The following is a 15,669-nucleotide window of genomic DNA, read 5'->3' on the forward strand; positions in this document are numbered from 1 at the left end:
GCGTGGCGTTGCCAACTGCATCTGCAGGACAGACTCGATACAGCACTTACAGACGATTACACATGGGGCACACCCGGCGATCGACGCTGCTCATACAATCGACGCGTCGAAAGTCCTGGGGGAGACGAGAGTGAGGAAAGCACGAACGATCATTGCAGCAGCGGCCTGCGTGCTGGCTTGCGCATCGGTTACGGCTTACGCGCACGGCGGCGGCAATGGTGGCGGTAGCGGCGGCGGCAACGGCGGCGGAAATGGCAATGGCGCCGCACCGGGTGCGGGCGTCGGCGTTGGACACTCGGATGTTGGCCACATGGACGGGATGTCGCTGGGCCATATGAGCCATGTGGGATTCAGCAACACGAACAGCCACGTTTCGGCGGACCGTGACAGGGGGCTGGCCCGAGCGGGCGACCGGGCGGGGCATCACGCACGCGGCCACAGTTTGCATGCGGACGGCAGGTCGGCGAGCCATATGAGCGAGAGGGGCTTGAGCGAAACGAACAGCCACATCTCGGCCGACCGCGACAAGGGCCTTGCGCGGGCGGCAGACCGTTCGGCGTTGCCGTCGCAACCGCACGCAGGCGACCCAACCTGAACGAGAGCCCCACAAGGGAAGACGAGGGCGCGCAGCAAAACAAAAAAGCCGTGGAGCAAATCGATCCGCGGCTTTTTCAATTCAGGGCGACCAGATATCAGACACGCTCGATAGCGATCGCAATCCCCTGCCCCACGCCGATACACATCGTGCAAAGCGCAAAGCGCCCTTGCGTGCGATGCAGCTGATACGTGGCGGTCGTCACGAGCCGCGCGCCGCTCATGCCGAGCGGATGCCCAAGCGCAATCGCGCCGCCGTTCGGGTTGACGCGAGGATCATCATCGGCAACGCCGAGCATGCGCAGCACGGCGAGCCCTTGCGAAGCAAACGCTTCGTTCAACTCGATCACATCGAACTGGTCGATGGTCATGTTCAGACGCGCGAGGAGCTTCTGCGTAGCCGGCGCGGGGCCGATACCCATCACGCGCGGCGCGACGCCAGCCGTCGCGATGCCGAGCACGCGCGCACGCGGCACGAGCCCGAAGCGCTTCGCGTTTTCCTCGTTGGCGAGGAGCAGCGCGCAAGCGCCGTCATTTACGCCCGAAGCGTTGCCAGCCGTCACCGAGCCATCCGGGCGCACGACGCCCTTGAGCTTGGCCAGCGCCTCGAGGCTCGTCTCACGCGGATGCTCGTCGCGCGAGAAAACAATCGGATCGCCCTTCTTCTGCGCAATCGTCACCGCGACGATCTCCTGCGCGAGCGTGCCATCCGCCTGTGCACGAGCGGCCTTCTGCTGGCTGCGAACCGCGAACGCATCCTGATCGGCGCGGCTCACGTTGTAGTCGACGGCGACGTTTTCGCCCGTTTCCGGCATCGAGTCCACGCCGTACTGCTGCTTCATCAGCGGATTGACGAAGCGCCAGCCAATCGTCGTGTCGTAGATCGCGGCGTCGCGAGCAAAGGCGCTCGCCGACTTGCCCATGACGAACGGCGCGCGGCTCATGCTCTCCACGCCGCCCGCAATCATCAGCCCGGTTTCGCCCGACTTGAGCGCGCGCGCGGCAATGCCCACGGCGTCCATGCCGGAGCCGCACAGGCGGTTCACCGTCGAGCCCGGCACGGCCTGCGGCAAGCCCGCCAGCAGCGACGACATGCGCGCGACGTTACGGTTGTCCTCGCCCGCCTGGTTCGCGCAGCCGTAAATGACGTCGTCGATCGCCGTCCAGTCCACGTCCTTGTTGCGCTCCATCAGCGCCTTGAGCGGCACGGCGCCGAGGTCGTCGGCGCGAACCTGGGAAAGGGCGCCCGCGTAGCGGCCGATAGGCGTGCGAACCGCGTCGCAGATGAATGCTTCCGTCATGTGAGTCTCCTTTCGATCGCAGGCACTTGATGCGATCCCATGCAAAGATGATTGAGATTGACGGACTGCGCGGGCGAAAATGGCAGATCGAACGCGCACGTCCTCGTGCGATTTGTTCGACTGTCGAACCGATGATCGTTAATCGAACAATTTGACGGCCATAATAGGCGCGTCCTGGGACGAGTGTCAAGCACACGGACCTGGCTCCAAAAACGAAAAAGCCGCACAGGCCGGGTGCCGGTGCGGCTTCGCGAGTTCAGGCGGGCGCGAGGCGCCAGCCAGTGAGGCGAACGCTTAACGCGACATCATGAGCGCGCCGACGTTGTGCATCACCCAGATGGTGCCGAAGATCAGGAACGCGGCGGCCAGCACCGTGTACGCGAGCGACAGCACGTTCCAGCCCTGCCCCGGCGACGTGTTCAGATGCAGGAAGAACACGAGGTGCACGACCACCTGCACGAAAGCGAGCACCGCGATCACGATCATGGCCGTGGTGGCATCGAGCGTACCGTGCAGTACGACGCCGAATGCGCCAGCGGTAAGCAGCACCGAAAGAATGAAGCCCGCCACATAGCTGCCGAGGCTGCCGTGCAACTCTGCATGAGTTTGAGCCATTTAGAGCACGCTCCCGAGATAGACAAAAGTAAACACGCAAATCCACACGACGTCGAGAAAGTGCCAGAAGAGGCTCAGGCACGTGAGGCGGCGGACTTCCTGCTCGCCCAGTTCGCGCGTGCGCACCACCTGGATCATCATCACGAGCATCCAGAGCAGGCCGAAGAACACATGCAGCCCGTGCGTGGCGACCAGCGTGAAGAACGACGACAGGAACGCGCTGCGCTGCGGGCCGGCGCCTTCGGCGATCAGGTGCGAGAACTCGCGCAGTTCGAGCACGAGGAACGACGCACCCAGAATGAAGGTGACGGCGAGCCAGCCGAGCACCACGCCGTTCTTGCGCTGGTGCGCGCCGAGCATCGCGAAGCCGTACGTGATGCTCGAAAGCAGCAGCACGGCCGTTTCGAGCGCCACGCCCTGAATATCGAACAGGTCCTTGCCCGTGGGGCCGCCCGCGAACTGCTGGCTCAGCACGCCGAACGTGGCGAACAGCGCCGCGAACAGCAGGCAGTCGGTCATCAGGTAGACCCAGAAGCCGAATACCGAGTGCGACTGCGGGTGATCGTGGTGATCGAGTTCGGCAAGGGTTGCCGCATTGGTTTTCTGTAACATCAGACTGCCTCCTCGGCGACCAGGTCGCGCTTGGCCACGGCGGCGCCGGTGCCAAAGCGGCTTTCTTCGATCTCGCGGACCTTCGCGGCCGGAATGTAATAACCGTCGTTGTTGCCGAAGCTCTTGAGGATCACCGTCAGCACGACGCCAATGAACCCAAGCACCGCCAGCCACGTGATGTGCCACACGGCCGCGAAACCCAGCACGAGGCTGAACACGCCGATGAAGAGGCCGGCCGACGTGTTCGACGGCATGTGGATGTCACTGTATTTCGCGGCGAGGCCCGGAGCGCGGCCCGTTTCCTTCATGTGCGCGAAAGCGTCGATGTCGTCCACATGCGGAATGACCGCGAAGTTATAGACCGCCGGCGGCGACGACGTTGCCCATTCGAGCGTGCGGCCGTCCCACGGATCGCCGGTCACGTCCTTGCATGCGGCCTTGTTGCGGTTCACGAAGGCCATGACCCACAAGAGGACCTGGAACACGATGCCGAGCGCGATGATCGCAGAGCCAATGGCGGCGACGACGAAGTACGGATGCCACTCGGGCACGTCGTAGTGGTTGGTACGACGCGTGGCGCCCATGAAACCGAGCACGTAGAGCGGCACGAAGGCCACGTAGAAGCCGACGAACCAGCACCAGAACGACGCCTTGCCGAGCTTTTCACTGGGCTTCAAGCCGAACACCTTCGGGAACCAGTACTGCAGGCCGGCGAGGTAGCCGAACACCACGCCGCCGATAATCGCGTTGTGGAAGTGAGCGATCAGGAAGAGCGAGTTGTGGAGCACGAAGTCCGCGCCCGGAATCGCGAGCATCACGCCCGTCATGCCGGCGATTGAGAACGTCACCATGAAGCCGACGGTCCAGAGCACGGGTGCGGTGAAGTGCACGCGGCCGCGATACATCGTGAACAGCCAGTTGAAGATCTTCACGCCGGTGGGAATGGCGATGATCATCGTCGCGATACCGAAGAACGCGTTGACGTCGGCGCCCGCACCCATCGTGAAGAAGTGGTGCGCCCACACGAGAAACGCCAGCACCATGATCGCGCACGAGGCGTAGACCATCGTCTTGTAGCCGAACAGCGGCTTCTTGCAGAACGTGGCCATCACTTCCGAATAGATGCCGAACGCAGGCAGCACGAGGATGTACACCTCGGGGTGGCCCCACGCCCAGATCAGGTTCAGATACAGCATGGCGTTGCCGCCAAGCTCGTTCGTGAAGAAGTGCGTGCCGACGTAGCGGTCGAGGCCGAGCAGCGCGACCGCGATCGTGAGGATCGGGAACGTGGCCATGATGAGCACGTTCGAGCACAGCGCCGTCCACGTGAACACGGGCATCTTCATGAGCGTCATGCCGGGCGCGCGCATCTTGATGATCGTGACGAAGAAGTTCACGGCCGTGATCAAGGTGCCGACACCGGAGAGCTGAACCGACCAGATGTAGTAGTCCACCCCCACGTCTGGACTGAACTGCAGTTCAGAGAGCGGCGGATACGCGAGCCAGCCCACCTTCGCGAACTCGCCGATCACGAGCGAGAGGTTGATGAGGATCGCGCTGATCGCCGTCATCCAGAAGGAGAGCGAGTTCAGGAACGGGAACGCCACGTCGCGCGCGCCGATCTGCAGGGGCACGACGAGGTTGAAGAAACCGACCATGAGCGCCATCGCCATGAAGAAGATCATGATGACGCCATGCGCCGTGAAGATCTGGTCGAAGTGATGCGGCGGCAGATAGCCGGGCGAATCGAACGCCATGGCCTGCTGGATACGCATCATGACCGCGTCGGCGAAGCCGCGCACGAGCATGAGCACCGCCACGATCATGTACATCACGCCGATGCGTTTGTGGTCCACGCTCGTGAGCCACTCGGTCCAGATGTACTTCCACTTGCCGGTCACGGTAACGAGACCGAGCACGCCGACGACGATCAGCGCCATGAACGCCGCCGCGCCCATGATGATGGGCTGATCGAACGGGATCGCCTCTAATGTGAGTTTTCCGAACATGCTGCTTACCCCTTGGTCACGCAGGACGGGTCGAAATTCGTGACGTGCCCGTTGTTGTACTTCGCGATGATGTTATTGAAGAGCTTCGGGTCGACGGTCGAGAAGTACTGCACCGGCGCCTTCTCCTGCGGCTTCGCGACCGTTGCGTACTCGTCCATCGAAAGCTGGATGGACGACGTCTTCACCTTCTGCACCCACGCGTCGAAGTCCTGCTGGCTCGTGGCGAGCGTGCGGAACTTCATGTCCGAGAAACCCTTGCCGCTGTAGTTGGACGAGAGACCGTCGAAATCGCCCGCTTCGTCGGCGATCAGGTGCAGACGCGTTTGCATGCCCGCCATGGCGTAGACCTGGGTGCCCAGCTGCGGGATGAAGAACGAGTTCATCACCGAGTCCGACGTGATGCGGAAGTTGACCGGCGTGCCGACCGGCACGGCGAGCTGGTTCACCGAGGCAATGCCGAGATCGGGGTAGATGAAGAGCCACTTCCAGTCGAGCGCGACGACCTCGACGTTGATGGGCTTCACGCTCGACTCCAGCGGCTTGTAGGGGTCGAGCTCGTGCGAGGTGCGCCACGTGAGGATGGCGAGGAACAGGATGATCGCGGCCGGAATGGCCCAGACCACCACTTCGATCGCCGTGGAGTGGGCCCACTTCGGCGCGTAGGTCGCGTTGCGGTTCGAGGCGCGGTAGCGCCACGCGAACAGGAGCGTCAGGATGATGACGGGCACCACGACCAGCAGCATGGCCCATGTGGCCGTGAGGATGAGCGACTTCTCGGCCGCGCCCACGCTGCCCTTCGGGTCCAGCACGGCAAAATTGCCGCTGCACCCCGCAAGAGAAACGAGCAGCCCGCTGCCGAGGGGGATTAACCACCTTTTAAAGGCTTTTCTGTCTTTCATGTTTGCCTGTTCTTCCGTTGTCCACCAAAACGCGTAACACCCAACACATTTGCATCGCAAATTCGCCACGCAAAATGCACCCGTATCGTATTCAGCGCGATTCTACGGAATGCACCAATCTCAAAATTTGATCTTTGCTAAGGATTAGCCAGCGGGACAAAGCTCGCCCAGGCGAGCGCGACGGAAAGCCGCAAATATCTTTCCAATAGCTTTCACCGCGCAAACACTTACTGTGTGAAGGTTTCGGCGTGATGGACAGCGCGCGTGCACGCGAAGACAGGGCGCGAAGATACGCGCGCGGCACAATCGAAGAATGGTCGAAAAATGCGCCGATTCATTCGAATTTCGACATCACTTTTATTTCTTTGTAAATTCGGGCCCCGTCGATATTCGGCTTTTTAACAATCGATTCACACGACAATCATTTTTTGGCCACAATGAATTGACTATAATCAAATAACTGAATATCGAATGATCTGGCGCGCGCATTTGACGCATGTCATGCCACGCGGCACTATCGATGTCGACGCGGGCGCCCTGCCGCGAAAGTGTGCGCCAGCCTCGCCCTCGCCGCCTTTGCCGCTTGTTGGCGAAACCGATCGCTTGGGTTATCTTGATAGGTTCTTCAAGCGCCGCAGCAAGACCGAACGCCACGCCCATGAATTCTGCTTCCAGTGCCTCGCCAGACCGCTCCGCCGACCAGCAGGAGATTCCCGAAAAACCGGGCGACTCCTATGTGCAGTCGTTCGCGCGCGGGCTTTCGGTGATCCGCGCGTTCAACGCCGAGCATCCCGAGCAGACCCTCACCGACGTCGCCGCTGCCACGGGCCTCACGCGCGCCGGGGCGCGCCGCATTCTGCTCACGCTGCAGACGCTCGGCTACGTCGAAGCCGAGGGACGGCTCTTTCGCCTCACCCCGCGCATTCTCGATCTGGGCTTCGCTTACCTCACGTCGATGCCGTTCTGGAATCTCGCCGAGCCGGTCATGGAAGAGCTGTCGCAGGAAGTGCACGAGAGCTGCTCGGCGGCCGTGCTCGACCGCACCGAGATCGTCTATGTGCTGCGCGTGCCCACGCACAAGATCATGACGATCAACCTCTCGATCGGCAGCCGCCTGCCCGCCTACTGCACCTCCATGGGGCGCGTGCTGCTCGCCTCGCTCGACGACGCCGCACTCGACGAAACGCTCGGCTCCTCGCCGCTCTATGCGCATACGGGGCGCACGGTCACCGACGTCGGCGAACTCAAGAAGATCATCGCCCAGGTGCGCCAGCAGGGCTGGGCCATCGTCGATCAGGAACTGGAAGGCGGGCTCATCTCGATCTCCGCGCCGATCCGCAACCGGCAGGGCCGCGTGATCGCCGCGATGAACATCAGCGGCAACGCGCAGCGCACCTCGGCGAAGCAGATGGTGAAGACCTTCCTCGATCCGCTTCAGCAAGCCGCGGCGCGTGTGTCCGGCATGGTCGCGCGGCGCACGTAAAGGCAACTGACCGCAACCGGGCGCGACCGGGCGAACCGCCCCGGCGTGCTCGAGCCGTTTCAGGCAACCTCGGCAAACACCTGTACGAGCCAGTCGGCGAAAGCGCGCACGCGCAGCGACAACTGGCGGTTCTGCGGATACAGCACCGAGACCGGCAAAGGCGGCGGCGGATGAGCGGGCAGCACGACGCACAGTTCGCCGTTGGCGAGCAGGTCGCGCACGCGGTAGCGCGGCACCTGCACGATGCCGAGCCCCGCCAGCGCGCCCGCCGCATAGAGTTCGGCGCCGTTGACGGCCACCGGACCCGGCAGCGTCACGCGGGCGATGCCGTCGGCGGTCGTGAATTCGAGCGGGAGCGCGCGGCCCGTGGCCGGCGAAACATAATTCACGGCACGATGGCCGGGCCGGCCCGGATTGTCCGCGTGCGTGCCTGCGAGTGCCTCGATCGACCCCGGGTCGCCATGCCGTTCGAGATACGCGGGGCTCGCGCAGGTCACCTGCTCGAGCAGCGCCACGCGCCGCGCGATCATCGAAGAGTCGGCCAGCTCGCCCGCGCGCAGCACACAGTCCACGCCCTCGCGCACGAGATCGACGAAGTGGTCGCCCGAGCCGATGAAAAGCTCGACGCGCGGATAGCGCGCGAGAAAGTCGGGCAGGCGCGGCATCACGAAATACTGCGTGAGGGTGCCCTGCATGTTCACGCGCAAGCGCCCCTGCGGATCGGTGTCGCGAAACGCCTCCTCGGTTTCCTCGAGGTCGGCGAGCAGGCGCATGCAGCGCTGGTAGTAGGCGTCGCCGTCGAGCGTCGGCTTGACCTGGCGGGTGGTGCGTTCGAGCAGGCGCACGCCGAGGCGCGCTTCGAGACGCTTGATCGAGTTGGTGACCGTCGCGCGCGGCAGGTTCAGATCCTCGGCCGCCTGCGTGAAGCTGCGGCGGTCGACGATGCGCGTGAAAATCTGCATCTCCTGGAAACGGTCCAAGGGCATTCTCATTGAGTTCTCGGGTCGCCTGCATCTTCTCACGGCAACCGCACCCAACCAAAAATCCCCCGGCCCGTTCGAGCCCTCAAGCGGCTGTTAAGCGGTGCTCGAGGACGGCGCCGAGACTATCCGGCCGCCACCTGCAGTACGAGCTTGACGAACGCCCCGCCCGCCTCCTCCAGGTGCCCCGAGTTGTCGATGCGCGCGAACGCGGCGCCCGACGGCACCTCGAACGGCGCGCGCCGCGCGAGACGCAGCGCGACCTGCTCGGGCGTTTCGCGCGCCCGGGAAGCGAGGCGCGCAGCGAGCACGTGCTGCGCGGCCTCGACATGCACGAGCGTCATGCGCGGGTAGCGCTCGAACGCCTCGCCCGCGTAGGCGCGCGAACCATTCACCACGACGGTGCAGCCAAGCGCCATCCATTGGTCGATCTCCACGCCCACGCCATAGCGCAGCGCGTGGCTGCGCCATTGCAACGCGAACAGGCCGCGCTGCGAACGCGCCTCGAATTCGGCCTCGGTGAGTGCGATGTGGTTCTCGCCGCCGCTGTCTTCGCGCGTGATGTAGCGATGCGCGAAGACGACGTCTTCGCCGGACAGGCGCTCGCGCGCGTAACGCAGCAGCGTGTCCTTGCCCGCGCCCGAAGGCCCCATTACGTAGATCAGGCCGCCCTTCATGCGCGGCCCCCCGCGAACGGCAAGCGGCGCCACAGCGCGAATGGCGCGCCCGGCCCGGGCTCGACGAAGAGCGCCGCGCCGTCCACCGGCAGCGGGTTGGCATCGTGCATCTGCCTGTTCCAGGCATCGACGAGTTGCGCGCACGTGTGCGCGTCGTTCAGCGAATCGGATAGCGTCATGTGAAAGCGGAATTCTTCGAACACGTACGGATAGCCCCATGTTTCGACATAAACGCGCTGACGCTGCGTGAGCGGCGCGTCGAGGCGCTTCGCGAGTTCGGCGGGCGTTTGCGGGGCGCGCAGCGAGCCGAGCGCGCGCAGTGCGTTGGCGGCCAGCTCGCGCAGCGCGGTTTCAGCGGCATCGTCGGCGGGGCGCAGCGCCACGAAGCGGCCGAGCAGCGCTGCTTCGACACTGGCTTCGAAGCGCGCCTGCCCCTGCGCCCACTGCTGCGCGGCGGCCAGCAGCGCGGCTGGCGTCACGCCCGGCGCGAGACGGAACGGCGGCACGAGGGTGCCGTGCCAGCCGTAGCGGCGTGGCGCGACCGTGAGCGTTTCCAGCGGCTGCGCCAGGCCTGCGAGCCACGACGGCGGTGCGAGGGTGTCGCCCGTCTCCGGATCGCGGCCAAGCCACGCGCAGCCCGCCCGCCACCACGTCGACTCGCGCGGCGGCGCATAGTAAAGCGCGAAGCGCGTGGCTTCGTTCCAGTCTTCGTGCAGCACGCTCATATGTCGTGCTCCACCATCAGCTGCACGCGGTCGGCGGCGAAGTGCGTGATGCCGTACTTGATCGGCACGCCATCAAGGTCGACGTCGACGTTTTCGACCCACAGCACCGGCTGCTGCCGGTTGATGTTCAGGCGCCGCGCCACCTCGGCCTCGGGCAGCACGCTGCCGATCCGGCTCCACTTGCGCAGATAGTCGGTCACGCCGAATTCGGCGAGCGCCTTCGACGTGCTGTCGACGCGCTCCATGACCACGGGCAAATCGGCGAAGCGCGCGGCGGGATACCAGCTGCGCGCGTAAGTGAGCGGCACGCCGTCCGATTCATGCAGCGTTTCGAGCCGGTAGACGAGCGCGCCCGCGCGCAGGCCCAGGGCCTTGGCGACCGTGGGGTCGGCCTTGCCACGCGAGGACGACAGCAGCTTGCCCGCCGCAGAATGCTGATGGCGCTTCAGGTTCTCGGTAAAACGCGTGCGCTTGCCGATGGTGTAGTCGATCGCGCCGGGCTGCACGAAGGTGCCGCGCCCCTGCTCCACGCTCACGAGCCCCAACGCCGCCAGACCCAGCATCGCGCGCCGCACCGTGTGGCGGTTCACGTCGAAGCGGCGCGCAAGCTCGCCTTCGCTAGGCAGCCGGCCGTCTTCGCCGAAGCCCTTCGCGGCGATCTCGGCCGCAAGGATCTGCTCGATCTGCCGCCACACCGCCACACCCGCGCCGCGCTCAAGCAGACTGGACGGCGCCTCGTCGTTCGATGTCATGGTGCTGTCATTCCTCTCGGTTCCAATAGCGTTTTGTGCATTGTAGTGCGCAGGGCGTGATGGAAATATGAAAACCTTCATTGCGTCCGAACTGGACGACTGTACCACTAAACGTCTAGACGTTTAGATGAATAGATGGTTCAATCGAGGTCCAGACAAGGCTGTTCGAAAGGCGCAGTTGCCATGTCCGTTCTCCCCCGTTCACGACACAGGAACTCCGATGAACGCTTCCTCCACCCCATCCTCCGCACCGGCGAGCCGGCGCGCATGGATGGCCGTTCTCGCGCATACCCCGCGCGCCGAGCTTGAAGCGGCGCTGAGCGCCGCGCTCGCCGGTGCGCCCGAGCCCGCCTTCGACTGGCTGCGTCCGCCACAAACCGGACTGGCCATGGTACGCGGGCGCATTGGCGGCACCGGCGACGCCTTCAATCTGGGCGAAGCCACCGTCACGCGCGCCACGCTGCGCCTGCGCGCCTCAAGCACTGAACGCACCGAAGGCGGCGATGCCGGCCAGTCCGGCCCGGTCGGCGTGGCCTGCCATCTGGGCCGCGACAAGCGTCGCGCCGAGCTGGCCGCGCTCGCCGACGCGCTGCTGCAGCTCCCCGCGCGCCACGACCAGTTGCACGCCAGCTTGATCGAGCCGCTCGCCGCGCGTCTCGCCGCACAGCGCGACGCGCGCCGCGCCGACGCCGCCAGCACGCGGGTCGAGTTCTTCACGATGGTTCGAGGTGACGCATGAGCGACCAACGCAATGCCATGACGCCCGATCTGCTCGCGGCGCTCGCGCCGGGCTTCGGCGATCCGGTTCACGACACGCAGACGGTGTTCCGCACGCTGCTCGACGCGCTCGCGCGCCCCGGCACGATCGGCGTGGTCGAAACCCCGTTGCCGGCGGCCACGGCGGCGGATGCGTCCCCCGCGCGCGCCGGCCTCGCCGCCTTCGCCTCGCTGCTCGCACTCGCAGACTACGCCACGCCGGTGTGGCTCGCTCAGCCCGACGCCGCACTCGCGGCCGCGCTGCGCTTTCACGCAGGTGCGCCGCTTGCACAGCAAGCGCGCGAAGCCGCGTTCGCCTATGTGCACGACGCCGCCGCCCTGCCGCCGCTCGACGCCTTCGCGAGCGGCACGCCCGAGTCGCCGGAGCAGTCGGCCACGGTGTTCGTGCGCGTCGATTCGCTCGCCGGCGGCGCACCGCTCACGCTGCGCGGCCCCGGCATCGAAACGACCTGCAGCATCGCGCCCGTCGGCCTGCCCGAGCGCTTCTGGCGCGAACGCGCCGCCCTCGCGCCGCACTTTCCGTGCGGCATCGACTTCTATCTCGTGTGCGGCGACCGCCTGATGGGCCTGCCGCGCACCACTCTCGTGGAGATGCACTGATGTACGTCGCCGTCAAAGGTGGAGAGCGCGCGATCGAAGCGTCGTGGCGTCTGCTCGACGAGGCGCGCCGCGGCGATACGCGCGTGCCCGAGCTGAGCGTCGCGCAGATCCGCGAACAGATGCGTCTTGCCGTGGCGCGTGTGATGGCCGAAGGTTCGGTCTACGACGAGGAACTTGCCGCGCTCGCGATCAAGCAGGCCGCCGGCGATCTCGTCGAAGCGATCTTTCTGCTGCGCGCGTATCGCACCACGCTGCCGCGTTTTGGTTACACGCAGCCGGTCGAAACGGAGAACATGGTGGTGGAGCGCCGCATTTCCGCGACCTTCAAGGACGTGCCCGGCGGCCAGGTGCTCGGCGCGACCTACGATTACACGCAGCGCCTGCTCGACTTCGCGCTGCTCGCCGAAGGCGACGATGCCGCGAGCGCCGCGCCCCAGGCGCCGCGAGCAACCCCGCCTGAAGAAGCGATGCCGCGCGTGGTCTCCCTGCTCGACAAGGAAGGCCTGATCGAGCAGGAAACGCGCTCGCCGCAGGCGCGCGAGCCCGGCGACCTCTCGCGCGAACCGCTAGCGTTCCCCGCCGACCGCACCGTGCGCCTGCAGAATCTCGCACGCGGCGACGAGGGTTTCCTGCTCGCGATGGGCTATGCGACGCAGCGCGGCTACGCGCATTCGCACCCGTTCGCGGGCGAGATCCGCTTTGGTTCGGTGTGCGTAGAAATGATGCTGGACGAACTCGATGAAGCCGTGGAAATCGGCGAGATCGAATTGACCGAGTGCCAGATGATCAACCAGTTCGCGGGCGCGAAAGACGTGCCGCCGCAATTCACGCAAGGCTACGGTCTCGCGTTCGGCCACGCGGAACGCAAGGCCATGGCGATGGCGCTGGTGGATCGCGCGCTGCGCGCCGAGGAGCTGGGCGAGACGATCGCCTCGCCGACTCAGGACATCGAATTCATGCTCTCGCACAGCGACAACGTGGAAGCCTCGGGCTTCGTACAACACCTGAAGCTGCCACATTACGTGGACTTCCAGGCCGAGCTGGAACTCGTGCGCAAGCTGCGCGCGCAGCACGAAAACGGCACCGGCACCGGCACCGATGCCGACGCGCAAAACAGGGAGGCCGCATGAACGCGCCCGATACCTTGCAATCCACCGCAGCCGAAGTCGCGTCGCACGAAACGCAGGCCGTCTCGGGCTACAACTTCGCCTACCTCGACGAGCAGACCAAGCGCATGCTGCGCCGCGCGCTCCTCAAGGCCGTCGCCGTGCCGGGCTACCAGGTGCCGTTCGCCTCGCGCGAAATGCCGCTGCCGTATGGCTGGGGCACGGGCGGCATCCAGGTGACGGCGGCGATCATCGGCGCGAAGGACACGCTCAAGGTGATCGACCAGGGCTCGGACGACACCACGAACGCCGTGAACATCCGCCGCTTCTTCGCGCGCACCACGGGTGTGGCCACCACGCGCCGCACGAGCGAGGCGTCGATCGTCCAGACGCGGCACCGCATTCCCGAAACGCCGCTCACGGACAAGCAGATCCTCGTGTACCAGGTGCCGATGCCCGAGCCGCTGTTCCGGCTCGAGCCGCGCGTGGCCGAATGCAAGAAGCTGCATGCGCTGGCCGACTATGGCCTCATCAGCGTGAAGCTTTATGAGGACATCGTGCAGCACGGCAGCATCGCCACGACGTATGACTACCCGGTGACCGTGAACGGCCGATATCTCACGTCGCCCTCGCCGATTCCGAAGTTCGACAACCCCAAGCTGCATATGAACGCCGCGCTGCAGCTGTTCGGCGCGGGCCGCGAGCGCCGCATCTACGCGATTCCGCCGTACACGCCGGTGAAGAGCCTCGACTTCGACGACCATCCGTTCGAAGTGCAGCGCTGGGAGCACGCGTGCGCCCTGTGCGGCTCGCGCGAGAGCTTCCTCGACGAGATGATCGTCGACGACGCAGGCAAACGCATGTTCGTCTGCTCGGACAGCGACTATTGCCACGACCGGCGCGAACAGATCGATGCGCACGCAACGAAAGAAGCAGGAGAGAACGCATGACGCCGCTGTTAAGCGCAAGATCGCTCACGAAGCAGTATGGCGGCCGCAACGGCTGCCGCGACGTGAGCTTCGACCTGTATCCCGGCGAGGTGCTGTGCATCGTCGGCGAATCGGGCTCGGGCAAGACCACGCTGCTCAACACGCTCGCGCTGCGCACCGAGTCCGACTCGGGCGCGCTGCACTACACGAGCGCGAACGGCGAAACGCTCGACCTGCGCACGCTTTCCGAGCCGCGCCGGCGCCTGCTCGCGCGCACCGAATGGGGCTTCGTGCAGCAGAATCCGCGCGACGGGCTGCGTGCGGGCGTCTCGGCCGGCGCCAATATCGGCGAGCCGCTGATGGCCGTCGGTGCGCGCCACTACGGGCAAATCCGCAGCACGGCGCAGCAGTGGATGCAGCGCGTGGAGCTGGACGCCATGCGCATCGACGAATTGCCCTCGGCGTTTTCGGGCGGCATGCAACAGCGCCTGCAAATCGCGCGCAATCTCGTTACGGGCCCGCGCCTCGTGTTCATGGACGAGCCCACGGCGGGTCTCGACGTGTCCGTGCAGGCGCGCCTGCTCGACTTGCTGCGCACGCTCACGACCAACCTGCATCTTTCGGTACTGATCGTCACGCACGACATCGGCGTGGCGCGCCTGCTCGCGCACCGTTTGATGGTGATGCAAGGCGGAACGGTGGTCGAATCGGGCCTGACCGACCAGGTGCTGGACGACCCGCAACACCCCTATACGCAGACGCTGGTGGCATCCGTGCTGCCGGTCTAGGATGAAAGACATGACTCTGAACTCATCAGCGGGCACGCGCGCGTTCCTCGAAAGACCGGCGCTCATGCTGCGCGCCGAAGACGTGCGCAAGACCTTCACGCTGCACGGCCAGGGCGGCATCGGCATCGAAGCGCTCGCGGGCGTTTCGCTCGACGTGGAGCGCGGCGAATGCATCGTGCTGGTCGGGCCCTCGGGCGCGGGCAAGAGCACCTTCCTGCGCTGCCTGTACGGCAACTATCTCGCCAGCGGCGGCTCGATTGCGATCCGCGACGAGGGCGCGCCGCTCGAGCATCTGGAGATCACGGGTGCGGCGCCTCACGACATCCTGCGCCTGCGCCGCAACGTGGTGGGCTACGTGAGCCAGTTTCTGCGCGTGATCCCGCGCGTGAGCGCGCTCGACATCGTGGCCGCGCCGCTCGTTTCGCGCGGCGTGGAGGAAAACGAGGCACGCGAGCGCGCGCAAACGCTGCTGGCACGCCTGAACGTGCCGCAGCGCCTCTGGCCGCTCGCACCCGCCACGTTTTCTGGCGGCGAGCAGCAGCGCGTGAACATCGCGCGGGGCCTGATCGCGCAGCACCGCGTGCTGTTGCTGGACGAACCCACGGCCTCGCTCGACGCGGAAAACCGCGAAGTCGTCGCGAGCCTGATTGGCGAGGCGCGCGAGCGCGGCGCAGCGATCGTCGGCGTATTCCACGACGAGGACACGCGCGAGCGCGTCGCCACCCGCGTACTCGAACTCAGCGCGCCGCGCGCGCAAGCGCCGCTCGGCGCCGCAGCCTGAAACCCGCCTGTACGGCGCAAACCGATATCTGATACGGAGCC

The 15,669-nt window shown here is 65.6% G+C and carries 18 protein-coding genes; 8 read left to right on the forward strand and 10 right to left on the reverse strand.

Annotated elements, in window-relative coordinates; translation table 11 throughout:
* Nucleotides 1–130: 130 nt before the first annotated feature.
* Nucleotides 131–595 (forward strand): hypothetical protein, encoded by a 465-nt coding sequence (locus tag AB4Y40_RS16270; protein WP_368688585.1) that lies wholly within the window; start codon nucleotides 131–133, stop codon nucleotides 593–595.
* A gap of 97 nt (nucleotides 596–692) precedes the next feature.
* Here the strand turns inward: AB4Y40_RS16270 and pcaF are convergent, their stop codons facing one another.
* The 6 genes from pcaF to AB4Y40_RS16300 form a co-directional block, all read right to left on the reverse strand.
* The gene (gene pcaF, locus AB4Y40_RS16275) at nucleotides 693–1,895 is read right to left on the reverse strand and encodes a 3-oxoadipyl-CoA thiolase (RefSeq protein WP_368688586.1); all 1,203 of its coding nucleotides are present in this window, start codon (nucleotides 1,893–1,895) and stop codon (nucleotides 693–695) included.
* Nucleotides 1,896–2,189: 294 nt separating this feature from the next.
* Nucleotides 2,190–2,510 carry a cytochrome o ubiquinol oxidase subunit IV gene (cyoD, locus tag AB4Y40_RS16280; RefSeq protein ID WP_368688587.1) on the reverse strand — a complete coding sequence of 107 codons (321 nt, stop codon included), beginning with the start codon at nucleotides 2,508–2,510 and terminating at the stop codon, nucleotides 2,190–2,192.
* Nucleotides 2,511–3,122: a cytochrome o ubiquinol oxidase subunit III gene (gene cyoC / locus AB4Y40_RS16285; RefSeq protein ID WP_368688588.1), complete on the reverse strand. Its 612-nt coding sequence runs from the start codon at nucleotides 3,120–3,122 to the stop codon at nucleotides 2,511–2,513.
* On the reverse strand, nucleotides 3,122–5,131 hold the full coding sequence (gene cyoB, locus AB4Y40_RS16290; protein WP_368688589.1) for a cytochrome o ubiquinol oxidase subunit I: 2,010 nt from the start codon (nucleotides 5,129–5,131) through the stop codon (nucleotides 3,122–3,124). The genes cyoC and cyoB overlap by 1 nt, the downstream gene beginning before the upstream one ends.
* A 5-nt stretch (nucleotides 5,132–5,136) precedes the next feature.
* Nucleotides 5,137–6,030: a ubiquinol oxidase subunit II gene (cyoA, locus tag AB4Y40_RS16295; protein ID WP_368688590.1), complete on the reverse strand. Its 894-nt coding sequence runs from the start codon at nucleotides 6,028–6,030 to the stop codon at nucleotides 5,137–5,139.
* Nucleotides 6,031–6,387: 357 nt separating this feature from the next.
* Entirely contained in the window at nucleotides 6,388–6,690 is a 303-nt protein-coding gene (locus AB4Y40_RS16300) for a hypothetical protein (protein WP_368688591.1), read from the reverse strand.
* Here AB4Y40_RS16300 and AB4Y40_RS16305 point away from each other — a divergent pair.
* A complete protein-coding gene (locus AB4Y40_RS16305) occupies nucleotides 6,689–7,513 on the forward strand; it encodes an IclR family transcriptional regulator (RefSeq protein WP_254353659.1) in 825 nt (274 codons plus the stop codon). The genes AB4Y40_RS16300 and AB4Y40_RS16305 overlap by 2 nt on opposite strands.
* 59 nt (nucleotides 7,514–7,572) lie before the next feature.
* Here AB4Y40_RS16305 and AB4Y40_RS16310 read toward each other — a convergent pair whose 3' ends face one another.
* The 4 genes from AB4Y40_RS16310 to phnF form a co-directional block, all read right to left on the reverse strand.
* A complete protein-coding gene (locus tag AB4Y40_RS16310; protein WP_368688723.1) occupies nucleotides 7,573–8,493 on the reverse strand; it encodes a LysR substrate-binding domain-containing protein in 921 nt (306 codons plus the stop codon).
* A 125-nt stretch (nucleotides 8,494–8,618) separates the two neighbouring features.
* A complete protein-coding gene (gene phnN, locus AB4Y40_RS16315) occupies nucleotides 8,619–9,170 on the reverse strand; it encodes a phosphonate metabolism protein/1,5-bisphosphokinase (PRPP-forming) PhnN (protein ID WP_368688592.1) in 552 nt (183 codons plus the stop codon).
* Complete coding sequence (locus tag AB4Y40_RS16320; protein WP_368688593.1) at nucleotides 9,167–9,895, reverse strand: DUF1045 domain-containing protein; 729 nt, start codon at nucleotides 9,893–9,895, stop codon at nucleotides 9,167–9,169. Before AB4Y40_RS16320 ends, phnN begins: the two co-directional genes overlap by 4 nt.
* Complete coding sequence (phnF, locus tag AB4Y40_RS16325; protein ID WP_368688594.1) at nucleotides 9,892–10,647, reverse strand: phosphonate metabolism transcriptional regulator PhnF; 756 nt, start codon at nucleotides 10,645–10,647, stop codon at nucleotides 9,892–9,894. Before phnF ends, AB4Y40_RS16320 begins: the two co-directional genes overlap by 4 nt.
* 220 nt (nucleotides 10,648–10,867) lie before the next feature.
* Between phnF and phnG the strand changes: the two genes are divergently transcribed.
* The 6 genes from phnG to phnL are packed head-to-tail and all read left to right on the forward strand — an operon-like array spanning nucleotide 10,868 to nucleotide 15,628.
* Nucleotides 10,868–11,386, forward strand: coding sequence for a phosphonate C-P lyase system protein PhnG (gene phnG / locus AB4Y40_RS16330; RefSeq protein ID WP_368688595.1), 519 nt, complete (start codon nucleotides 10,868–10,870; stop codon nucleotides 11,384–11,386).
* Nucleotides 11,383–12,024 carry a phosphonate C-P lyase system protein PhnH gene (gene phnH, locus AB4Y40_RS16335; RefSeq protein WP_342919028.1) on the forward strand — a complete coding sequence of 214 codons (642 nt, stop codon included), beginning with the start codon at nucleotides 11,383–11,385 and terminating at the stop codon, nucleotides 12,022–12,024. Before phnG ends, phnH begins: the two co-directional genes overlap by 4 nt.
* Entirely contained in the window at nucleotides 12,024–13,154 is a 1,131-nt protein-coding gene (locus AB4Y40_RS16340) for a carbon-phosphorus lyase complex subunit PhnI (protein WP_368688596.1), read from the forward strand. The genes phnH and AB4Y40_RS16340 overlap by 1 nt, the downstream gene beginning before the upstream one ends.
* Nucleotides 13,151–14,080, forward strand: coding sequence for an alpha-D-ribose 1-methylphosphonate 5-phosphate C-P-lyase PhnJ (locus tag AB4Y40_RS16345; RefSeq protein WP_368688597.1), 930 nt, complete (start codon nucleotides 13,151–13,153; stop codon nucleotides 14,078–14,080). The genes AB4Y40_RS16340 and AB4Y40_RS16345 overlap by 4 nt, the downstream gene beginning before the upstream one ends.
* Nucleotides 14,077–14,847 (forward strand): phosphonate C-P lyase system protein PhnK, encoded by a 771-nt coding sequence (gene phnK, locus AB4Y40_RS16350; RefSeq protein ID WP_342919031.1) that lies wholly within the window; start codon nucleotides 14,077–14,079, stop codon nucleotides 14,845–14,847. The genes AB4Y40_RS16345 and phnK overlap by 4 nt, the downstream gene beginning before the upstream one ends.
* Before the next feature lie 10 nt (nucleotides 14,848–14,857).
* Nucleotides 14,858–15,628 (forward strand): phosphonate C-P lyase system protein PhnL, encoded by a 771-nt coding sequence (gene phnL, locus AB4Y40_RS16355; RefSeq protein WP_368688598.1) that lies wholly within the window; start codon nucleotides 14,858–14,860, stop codon nucleotides 15,626–15,628.
* Nucleotides 15,629–15,669: the final 41 nt, after the last annotated feature.

Origin of the sequence: Paraburkholderia sp. EG287B (assembly GCF_040965595.1) — a bacterium.
Classification (GTDB): Bacteria; Pseudomonadota; Gammaproteobacteria; order Burkholderiales; family Burkholderiaceae; genus Paraburkholderia.

Bases quoted from the DNA above. Each gene is read 5' to 3' on its own strand.
- cyoD (WP_368688587.1), bottom strand. From the start codon at position 2,510: ATGGCTCAAACTCATGCAGAGTTGCACGGCAGCCTCGGCAGCTATGTG.
- phnL (WP_368688598.1), top strand. From the start codon at position 14,858: ATGACTCTGAACTCATCAGCGGGCACGCGCGCGTTCCTCGAAAGACCG.
- cyoC (WP_368688588.1), bottom strand. From the start codon at position 3,122: ATGTTACAGAAAACCAATGCGGCAACCCTTGCCGAACTCGATCACCAC.
- AB4Y40_RS16305 (WP_254353659.1), top strand. From the start codon at position 6,689: ATGAATTCTGCTTCCAGTGCCTCGCCAGACCGCTCCGCCGACCAGCAG.
- AB4Y40_RS16340 (WP_368688596.1), top strand. From the start codon at position 12,024: ATGTACGTCGCCGTCAAAGGTGGAGAGCGCGCGATCGAAGCGTCGTGG.
- AB4Y40_RS16345 (WP_368688597.1), top strand. From the start codon at position 13,151: ATGAACGCGCCCGATACCTTGCAATCCACCGCAGCCGAAGTCGCGTCG.
- phnF (WP_368688594.1), bottom strand. From the start codon at position 10,647: ATGACATCGAACGACGAGGCGCCGTCCAGTCTGCTTGAGCGCGGCGCG.
- pcaF (WP_368688586.1), bottom strand. From the start codon at position 1,895: ATGACGGAAGCATTCATCTGCGACGCGGTTCGCACGCCTATCGGCCGC.
- AB4Y40_RS16300 (WP_368688591.1), bottom strand. From the start codon at position 6,690: ATGGGCGTGGCGTTCGGTCTTGCTGCGGCGCTTGAAGAACCTATCAAG.
- phnH (WP_342919028.1), top strand. From the start codon at position 11,383: ATGAGCGACCAACGCAATGCCATGACGCCCGATCTGCTCGCGGCGCTC.
- cyoA (WP_368688590.1), bottom strand. From the start codon at position 6,030: ATGAAAGACAGAAAAGCCTTTAAAAGGTGGTTAATCCCCCTCGGCAGC.
- phnG (WP_368688595.1), top strand. From the start codon at position 10,868: ATGAACGCTTCCTCCACCCCATCCTCCGCACCGGCGAGCCGGCGCGCA.
- phnN (WP_368688592.1), bottom strand. From the start codon at position 9,170: ATGAAGGGCGGCCTGATCTACGTAATGGGGCCTTCGGGCGCGGGCAAG.
- phnK (WP_342919031.1), top strand. From the start codon at position 14,077: ATGACGCCGCTGTTAAGCGCAAGATCGCTCACGAAGCAGTATGGCGGC.
- AB4Y40_RS16320 (WP_368688593.1), bottom strand. From the start codon at position 9,895: ATGAGCGTGCTGCACGAAGACTGGAACGAAGCCACGCGCTTCGCGCTT.
- cyoB (WP_368688589.1), bottom strand. From the start codon at position 5,131: ATGTTCGGAAAACTCACATTAGAGGCGATCCCGTTCGATCAGCCCATC.